This is a genomic window from Streptomyces sp. SID3212 (assembly GCF_009865405.1).
In the GTDB taxonomy this organism is placed as follows: Bacteria; Actinomycetota; Actinomycetes; order Streptomycetales; family Streptomycetaceae; genus Streptomyces.
The window spans coordinates 1-6,653 of record NZ_WWJY01000795.1 but is presented as its reverse complement, the minus strand read 5'-3'; the positions used below and the strand labels follow the sequence as shown (position 1 = coordinate 6,653).

The following is a 6,653-nucleotide window of genomic DNA, read 5'->3' as shown; positions in this document are numbered from 1 at the left end:
CTTCTCGCCGCCGCCGAGCCGGGCCGCCGCCAGCCGGGCGCGCAGTCCTTCGGCCAGCTCTTCGTGGGCGCTCTCGTTGGCCCGCCAGGCCTCGGCGGACGGATCCGCCGCACTCGCCAGCACAGGTGCCTGCCGCATCGCTCGTAGCTCCCTCGCTGGGTTAGTGAGCGTTAACCTACGCGTCCAGGTTAACGACCGCTAACAGCTCTGTCTAGAATGATTTCCCATGAGCACCAGGACCGCGGCCCCGACCCGCCGCGAGCAGATCCTCAAAGAGGCGGCGCGCCTCTTCGCCGAGCGTGGGTTCCACGGCGTCGGCGTGGACGAGATAGGGGCCGCCGTCGGCATCAGCGGCCCGGGTCTCTACCGCCATTTCGCGGGCAAGGACGCCATGCTCGCGGAACTGCTGGTCGGGATCAGCGGCCGGCTGCTGGAGGGCGGCAGGCAGCGCGTACGGGGCGCGGGGGCCGCCCCGCGCCCGATGGGAGCGCCCGGCGTCACGCCCGTGGCCCCCGACCCCGACGCCGTCCTGGCCTCGCTGATCGACGGCCACATCGACTTCGCCCTCGACGACCGCCCGCTGATCACCCTCCACGACCGCGAGCTGGACCGCCTCAGGGACAGCGACCGCAAGCTGGTGCGCCAGCTCCAGCGCCAGTACGTGGAGCTGTGGGTCGGCGTCGTGCGGGAGGTCCACCCCGGCGTCCCCGAGGCCCAGGCGCGCGGCGCCGTCCACGCCGTCTTCGGCCTGCTGAACTCCACCCCGCACCTCGGCTCGTACGGTACGGGCCTGCCGGGCCGCACGGCGATGGAGTCGCTGCTGCGCCGCCTGGCCCACGGCGCCTTCGCCGCGCTCGGCGACCCGGGGGGCGAACCGGCGGGCGAACCGGCGGGCGACTGCGCCCGCGAACCGGCCGGGGACCTGTCCGGAAACCGGGACGAGGGGCACAGCCCGTACACCTGACGGCACAATGGGCTCATGCCGATACCGAGCCGCGCCGCCCTTGTCGACCACCTCGTCCGCACCCGTATCGCGGGAGACGTCGCCACGCCCCGCGACAACAACCTCTCGCACTACCGCAAGCTCGCCAACGGTGACCGCCACTACTGGCTCGGCCTGGAGCTGGGGGACCGCTGGACCGACGAGCAGGACGTGCTCGCCGTGATGGCCGAGCGCTGCGGAGTGAGCGACGACCCGGAGCACCGGGCCGGGCAGGACACCATCGACCCCGAGCTGACCGTGGACGCCCTGGAGCGGATGGCCGCACGGCTGCGCAAGGCGGCCTCGGGCCGCGAGAGCGTCCTCTTCGCCACCGGCCACCCGGGCGGCCTGCTGGACGTCCACCGCCAGACGGCGGACGCGCTGCGGAGCGCGGGATGCGAGATCGTACGGATCCCCGGCGGCCTGACCGCCGACGAGGGCATGGTCTTCCAGTTCGCCGACGTGGCCGTGCTGGAGCGCGGAGCGACCCTCTGGCACACCCACTCGCCGGAGCCGATGCGGGCGATCCTGGACGGCCTGGAGCGCGAGGGGCGCTCCCTGCCCGACCTGGTCCTCGCGGACCACGGCTGGGCGGGCTGCGCGGGCCAGCGGGGCCTCGACGCGATCGGGTACGCGGACTGCAACGACCCGGCGCTCTTCATCGGCGAGGCCGAGGGCACGCTCCAGGTGACCGTCCCGCTGGACGACCACGTGACGGACCCGCGTTTCTACGACCCGATGACGGCGTACCTGCTCAACGAGGCCGGGCTGGTCTGACCACCGGGCCACCGGGCCGCGCATCACCCGGTGACGCGGCGTGCGGGCCGGGGCCGCTCAGTCCCGCGGCGTGCGGGCCGGAACCGCTCAGCCGCGCGGCGTCCGGATCACGCCCTCCTGGATCACCGAGATCACGAGCCTGCCGTCCCGCGTGTAGATCCGGGCCTGACCCAGCCCCCGGCCACCGGACGACGACGGCGACTCCTGGTCGTACAGCAGCCACTCGTCCACCCGGAACGGGCGGTGGAACCACATCGCGTGGTCCAGGCTCGCCCCCACCACGTCCCCGACCGCCCAGCCGCCGCGCCCGTGGGCCAGCAGGATCGGGTCGAGCAGGGTCATGTCGGAGATGTACGTGGCCAGGCAGACGTGCAGAAGCGGGTCGTCGGCGACTTTCCCGGCCGTACGGAACCACACCTGCGAGCGCGGCTCGCGCGGCACCCCCACCGAGCCGTACGGCGGCGCGTCCACGTACCGCAGGTCGACGGCCCCTCGCGCCACCAGCAGCCGGTCCGCGACGCCCGGGTCGACAAACCGGTCGGCGTGGAGCGGCAGCATCTCGGCGGCTGTCGGGAGCGTCTCCGGGTCCGGCGCGTCCGGCATCCCCGTCTGGTGCTCCAGGCCCTCCTCGGCCGGCTGGAAGGAGGCCGAGAGGTGGAAGATCGGCTGCCCGTGCTGGACGGCGACCACCCGGCGCGCGGTGAAGGAGCGCCCGTCCCTGATGCGGTCGACGGTGTAGACGATCTGCGCGCCGGGGTCGCCGGGGCGCAGGAAGTACGCGTGCAGGGAGTGGGGCAGCCGGTCCTCGGGGACCGTACGGCCCGCCGCCACCAGCGCCTGGGCGGCCACCTGGCCGCCGAAGACGCGGGGGACGACCGCGAAGCGGCTCACGCCGCGGAAGATGTCCCGCTCGATCCGCTCCAGGTCGAGCAGATCGAGCAGGTCGTCCAGGGCGTCGAAGGCGCCGGTGCCGTCACTCATGGGTCGTGCCTACAGGACTCACAGGACTCACAGGACTCATGGGGCCGTGTCTACAGCCCCATCGACTTGGCGATGATCGTCTTCATGACCTCGCTGGTGCCGCCGTAGATGCGGTTCACCCGGTTGTCGGCGTAGAGCCGGGCGATCGGGTACTCGTTCATGTACCCGTAGCCGCCGTGCAGCTGGAGGCACTTGTCGATCACGCGGTGGGCGACCTCGGTGGTGAAGAGCTTCGCCGACGCGGCCTCGGCCGGCGTCAGCTCGCCCAGGTCGTGGGCCTCCAGCGCGCGGTCGACCACGGCCTCCGCCGCGTCCACCTCGGCCTTGCAGGCGGCCAGTTCGAACTTGGTGTTCTGGAAGGACGCGACGGTCTTGCCGAACACGGTCCTGTCCTGCACGTACTGCTGGGCGAACCGCACCGCGGCGGCGGCCTGCGCGTACGAGCCGACGGCGATGGCCAGACGTTCCTGGGGCAGGTTCTGGCCGAGGTAGGAGAAGCCCTTGTTCTCCTTGCCGAGCAGGTCCTCCACCGGCACCCTGACGTCCGTGAAGGACAGTTCGGCGGTGTCGGAGGTCCGCAGGCCCAGCTTGTCGAGCTTGCGGCCGACCGCGTACCCCGGCGTCTTCGTGTCCACGACCAGCAGCGAGATGCCGAAGCGGCGGTCCTCGGGGGTCGAGGGGGCGGTGCGGGCGCAGACGATGACGCGGTCCGCGTGGACGCCGCCGGTGATGAACGTCTTCGCGCCGTTGAGGACGTAGTGCGTGCCGTCCTCGGAGAGCCTGGCGGTCGTCTTCATGCCGGCCAGGTCGGAGCCCGTGCCCGGCTCGGTCATGGCGATCGCGTACATCGTCCGGCCGCTGACGAAGTCGGGCAGCCAGCGCTTCTTCTGCTCGTCGGTCGCGTACGCCTTCAAGTACGGCAGGCAGAGCGCGACATGGACGCCGGAGCCGCCGAAAGAGACACCCGCGCGGGCGCACTCCTCGGAGATGACGGCCTGGAACTTGAACGACTCCTCGCCCGCGCCGCCGTACTCCTCCGGGACCTCGATCCCGAAGACGCCCAGCTCACCGAGCTTGTAGTAGAAGTCGCGGGGGGCCTGGCCCGCCGCCAGCCACGCGTCGTGGACGGGCACGACCTCGGCCTCGACAAAGGCGCGGACGGTCTCCCGGAACGCCTCGTGGTCCTCGTTGTACACGGTACGGCGCACGGCTCGGGCCCTCCCTCTGCGGCTGCCGCCCCACGGCGCGGTGGCGACTCGATTCCTCAGCGCCCGCTGTCCTAAGCGCTTGCTCAATTTAAGTTACCGGGGAGTTCGCGAGGGTGTCCAGAGTGGGCGGGCCGCACACGTTCCGGGGCCGCGTGAGTCGTGTCACCACCCGGCCTGTTCAAGGGGGTGATAGGAGACATTCAACAACGTAACGACCGAAAGAGACAGCAATGCTGAAGATCGCCGTCATTATCGGCAGCACCCGCCCCAACCGCCTCGGCGAGGGCGTCGGTAAGTGGGTGATGGAGGTCGCGACCAAGCGCGACGACGCCGAGTTCACCCTGATCGACCTCGCGGACGTAGGTCTGCCCCTGCTGGACGAGGGCATGCCCCCGGCCGCCGCGCAGTACGGCCAGCAGCACACCAAGGACTGGGCGGCGACCATCGCGGGCTTCGACGCCTTCGTCTTCGTGACGCCCGAGTACAACCACTCGGTCCCCGCCGGGCTCAAGAACGCCCTCGACTTCCTGTACGCCGAGTGGAACAACAAGGCGGCGGGGTTCGTGGGGTACGGCGCCGCCGGCGGGGTCCGCGCGGTCGAGCACCTGCGGCTGTCCCTGGCCGAGCTCCAGGTCGCGACGGTCCGCGCGCAGGTCGCGCTCGACCTGCACGCGAACTTCGAGAACTACTCCGTCCTCCGGCCGACGCCCCGGCTGGAGGAGACCCTCACCACGGTGCTCGACCAGGTGATCGCCTGGGGCGGCGCGCTGAAGACGCTGCGGGTTTCTTAGGAGGAGGCGCCCGAGCGGCTTCCTTAGGACGCGGCGTTCCCTGCGGCTTCCTGGCTTCCTTAGGAGGCGGTGCCGGTCGCTTGGTACGGTCGGCCGGCACCCCCGATCGTACGAAGAAAGGCATTTCGGATGAGCAGCACCGAGCAGCCGCGCGGCCCCGTCGACTCGTCCCGCGTCCCGCGGTACGCGGGACCCGCCACGTTCGCCCGGCTGCCCCGGCTCGACGAGGTGGGCGGCCGGGCCGACGTCGCCGTCGTCGGCGTGCCCTTCGACTCCGGGGTCTCGTACCGCCCCGGCGCCCGCTTCGGCGGCAACGCGATCCGCGAGGCCTCCCGGCTCCTGCGTCCCTACAACCCGGCGCAGGACGCCTCGCCGTTCGCGCTCGCGCAGGTCGCCGACGCCGGGGACATCGCCGCGAACCCCTTCCACATCAACGAGGCCGTCGACACGATCGAGGCGGCGGCCGACGACCTGCTCGGGACCGGCGCCCGGCTGATGACGCTCGGCGGCGACCACACCATCGCGCTGCCGCTGCTGCGCGCCGTCGCGAAGAAGCACGGGCCCGTGGCCCTGCTGCACTTCGACGCCCACCTCGACACCTGGGACACGTACTTCGGCGCCGCCTACACCCACGGCACCCCTTTCCGCCGGGCGGTCGAGGAGGGCATCCTCGACACGGAGGCGCTCTCGCACGTCGGCACACGCGGTCCGCTGTACGGCAAGAAGGACCTGGACGACGACGCGAAGATGGGCTTCGGGATCGTCACCTCGGCCGACGTCATGCGGCGCGGGGTGGACGAGGTGACCGACCAGCTGCGGCAGCGCATCGGGGACCGCCCGCTCTACATCTCCGTCGACATCGACGTGCTGGACCCGGCGCACGCGCCCGGCACCGGCACCCCGGAGGCCGGCGGGCTCACCTCCCGCGAACTGCTGGAGATCGTGCGCGGGCTCGCCTCCTGCCGGCTGGTCTCGGCGGACGTGGTGGAGGTCGCGCCCGCGTACGACCACGCCGAGATCACGTCCGTCGCCGCCTCGCACACGGCGTACGAACTGACGACGATCATGTCCCGCCAGATCGCGGACGCCCGCGACGTGGGGGCGGGGGCGCTGTGATGGCTGCCCCTGACGGGAGCGCTGTGACGGCCGTGCCCGACCACCGTGGTGCCGTGCCCGACCGCCGTGGTGCCACGATCGCCCCCGACCGCACCCCCGGAACCCCGTGATGCACGACCACGACCACGACACCCCCCGCCTCACTCCCGCGCAGCTCACCGCCGCCCTCTCCCCGCCCCCCGGCCGCACCGGCGGCGACCTGGTGACCGAGACGCTGTACGGGCTCGGCGCGACCACCGTCTTCGGGCTGCCGGGACAGCACGCCCTCGCCCTGTTCGACGCCCTGCGCCGCTCCCCGCTGGCCTACGTCGGTCTGCGGGTCGAGAACAACGCGGGCTTCGCCGCCGACGCGTACGGCCGTACCACCGGCGAAGTCGCCCCGCTGTTCCTCTCCACCGGCCCCGGCGCCCTCACCTCGCTCGCCGCGCTCCAGGAGGCCGCCGCCGCGTCCGCGCCCGTCCTGGCGATCTCCAGCCAGGTGCCGCGCGCCGGCCTCGGCGGCGGGCGCCACGGCCACCTCCACGAACTGCGCGACCAGCAGGCGTCGTTCCGCGACGTCGTGAAGTCCGTGCACCTCGTCCGTACGGCTTCGCAGATCCCGTCCGCGATCGCCGCCGCCTGGGAGTCGGCGCTGACCGCCCCGCACGGCCCCGTCTGGGTGGAGATCCCGGCGGACGTGCTGAGCGCGCCCACGACCCTCCCGCCGGTCAGTGCCGTGGACGCCACCCCGCGTGAGCTGACCCCGCGCCCCGAACTGATCGCCGTCGCCGCCCACCTGCTGGCCGGCGCGGCCCGCCC

7 protein-coding genes are annotated in these 6,653 nt (G+C 72.4%); 5 read left to right on the top strand and 2 right to left on the bottom strand.

All coding sequences use genetic code 11. The features are described 5' to 3' along the window. Positions 1-226 precede the first annotated feature (226 nt). The gene (locus GT042_RS24080) at positions 227-964 is read left to right on the top strand and encodes a TetR/AcrR family transcriptional regulator (protein WP_161310820.1); all 738 of its coding nucleotides are present in this window, start codon (positions 227-229) and stop codon (positions 962-964) included. A gap of 15 nt (positions 965-979) precedes the next feature. Next, positions 980-1,759 (top strand): phosphatase, encoded by a 780-nt coding sequence (locus GT042_RS24075; protein ID WP_161310819.1) that lies wholly within the window; start codon positions 980-982, stop codon positions 1,757-1,759. A gap of 87 nt (positions 1,760-1,846) precedes the next feature. Here the strand turns inward: GT042_RS24075 and GT042_RS24070 are convergent, their stop codons facing one another. Both GT042_RS24070 and GT042_RS24065 read right to left on the bottom strand, forming a co-directional pair. Continuing rightward, complete coding sequence (locus GT042_RS24070) at positions 1,847-2,740, bottom strand: acyl-CoA thioesterase II (protein WP_161310818.1); 894 nt, start codon at positions 2,738-2,740, stop codon at positions 1,847-1,849. A gap of 50 nt (positions 2,741-2,790) precedes the next feature. After that, on the bottom strand, positions 2,791-3,948 hold the full coding sequence (locus GT042_RS24065) for an acyl-CoA dehydrogenase family protein (RefSeq protein ID WP_161310817.1): 1,158 nt from the start codon (positions 3,946-3,948) through the stop codon (positions 2,791-2,793). A 230-nt stretch (positions 3,949-4,178) separates the two neighbouring features. Between GT042_RS24065 and GT042_RS24060 the strand changes: the two genes are divergently transcribed. The 3 genes from GT042_RS24060 to GT042_RS24050 all read left to right on the top strand — a co-directional run. Beyond that, a complete protein-coding gene (locus GT042_RS24060) occupies positions 4,179-4,739 on the top strand; it encodes an NAD(P)H-dependent oxidoreductase (RefSeq protein ID WP_161310816.1) in 561 nt (186 codons plus the stop codon). A 129-nt stretch (positions 4,740-4,868) separates the two neighbouring features. Continuing rightward, positions 4,869-5,855: an agmatinase gene (speB, locus tag GT042_RS24055; protein ID WP_161310815.1), complete on the top strand. Its 987-nt coding sequence runs from the start codon at positions 4,869-4,871 to the stop codon at positions 5,853-5,855. Between the two features lie 109 nt (positions 5,856-5,964). Continuing rightward, positions 5,965-6,653: thiamine pyrophosphate-binding protein (locus GT042_RS24050; protein WP_161310814.1), on the top strand; the 689-nt coding region annotated here is incomplete at its 3' end.

Bases quoted from the DNA above. Each gene is read 5' to 3' on its own strand.
- GT042_RS24075 (WP_161310819.1), top strand. From the start codon at position 980: ATGCCGATACCGAGCCGCGCCGCCCTTGTCGACCACCTCGTCCGCACC.
- speB (WP_161310815.1), top strand. From the start codon at position 4,869: ATGAGCAGCACCGAGCAGCCGCGCGGCCCCGTCGACTCGTCCCGCGTC.
- GT042_RS24060 (WP_161310816.1), top strand. From the start codon at position 4,179: ATGCTGAAGATCGCCGTCATTATCGGCAGCACCCGCCCCAACCGCCTC.
- GT042_RS24070 (WP_161310818.1), bottom strand. From the start codon at position 2,740: ATGAGTGACGGCACCGGCGCCTTCGACGCCCTGGACGACCTGCTCGAT.
- GT042_RS24080 (WP_161310820.1), top strand. From the start codon at position 227: ATGAGCACCAGGACCGCGGCCCCGACCCGCCGCGAGCAGATCCTCAAA.